The sequence below is a fragment of the Poseidonocella sp. HB161398 genome, assembly GCF_005870025.1.
GTDB lineage: Bacteria > Pseudomonadota > Alphaproteobacteria > Rhodobacterales > Rhodobacteraceae > Mangrovicoccus.
This window is the reverse complement of the sequence record NZ_VATA01000228.1, coordinates 1-1,240: the sequence shown is the minus strand read 5'-3', so window position 1 is coordinate 1,240 and position 1,240 is coordinate 1. Positions and strand designations below refer to the sequence as shown.

General features: G+C 58.5%; 2 tRNA genes and 1 rRNA gene. All 3 read right to left on the bottom strand.

Going from position 1 to position 1,240, the window contains the following annotated elements:
* Positions 1-507: 507 nt before the first annotated feature.
* Positions 508-583, bottom strand: a tRNA-Ala gene (locus FGX59_RS36945).
* A gap of 170 nt (positions 584-753) precedes the next feature.
* Positions 754-830, bottom strand: a tRNA-Ile gene (locus FGX59_RS36940).
* Positions 831-1,156: 326 nt separating this feature from the next.
* Positions 1,157-1,240: ribosomal RNA gene (locus FGX59_RS36935) — 16S ribosomal RNA — on the bottom strand; the annotation flags it as partial.

Below are 1,240 nucleotides of genomic sequence, written 5' to 3'. Positions count from 1 at the left end.
ATCGCAGGGTATCACGTCCTTCATCGCCTCTTGCTGCCAAGGCATCCACCAAACGCCCTTTTCGCGCTTGATCTGACCCGGTAAGAGCAAGACACCTTCGACTGTCCTACCGCCTATTCGGCTACTTGAGGACATGTCCGCCTCCGCGCGGGAACCGCGCTGCGGCAGACGCCAAGAATGTCTCGGTTACGCTGCCTGCGCCTTTTGTGTTCGCAGGCTTGAGATCAGAAGTCGTACTTTTTCCCGTGCTTCACGCTGGTTCGCAATGAAGCACTGCGTGATGGTTAATCACGCGGGTTAGTGTACTTGACTTGGACAAAACCGCTTTCGGAACTTGCGTTCCAGGTCCTTCCGCACTTGGAAGAACCAGCGGTTCTGATGTTGTTTCTCTCTATGAACGATGTCAGCGGACCCCAGAGGGGCCCGGCGTGTCCGGCTGGACGGGAAAACGCCCCAGGGCGCTTTCCGGTCAGGCCGGATCGGTTTTGACTTGAGTATCCGAAGTTTTGGTGGAGCCTAGGAGGATCGAACTCCTGACCTCCTGAATGCAAATCAGGCGCTCTCCCAGCTGAGCTAAGGCCCCGCAATTCGCCTGCGAATTGCGGGCGTGCGGCTTGGACCGATTGGAACAATCGGTCATCAGAGGCACCCGGTGCAATTCTGGGAGCAGGCAAAGCAAATCGTTGGCACGCTCTCGTCGAGCTGGCTGCGCCAGTTCGCTTCCGCGCACTCGATTTTGCTGCGCAAAATCGTTGGTGGGTCGAGGAGGACTTGAACCTCCGACCTCACGCTTATCAGGCGTGCGCTCTAACCACCTGAGCTACCGACCCACATTGGAGTGGCTCCGCCACTCCAATGAGTGTGCGTCAGGTGAATTGCAGGGCAATTCGCCGGGAGCAGCACCCGGTTGAGGTTGGCGTCACCAGGCCGGAAGCGAACCAACCGCTTGTGGCCGGATCGCCGCAAGCGGCGATTTGACGGCCGCTGCCGCGGCTTTTCCAACCTTCGAACGCTCCACTGGAGCGTTCGATCCAGACTGGGTCTGGACCGGTTTCAAAACTGAAGAGATATGGGGACGGTCCGGCCGTATATGCGCCATTGGCGCTGCTAAGTGCGTCACGAGAACAGCAAGCTGTCCTGCCAGAAGCATCCTTAGAAAGGAGGTGATCCAGCCGCAGGTTCCCCTACGGCTACCTTGTTACGACTTCACCCCAGTCGCTGATCCTACCGTGGTCCGCTG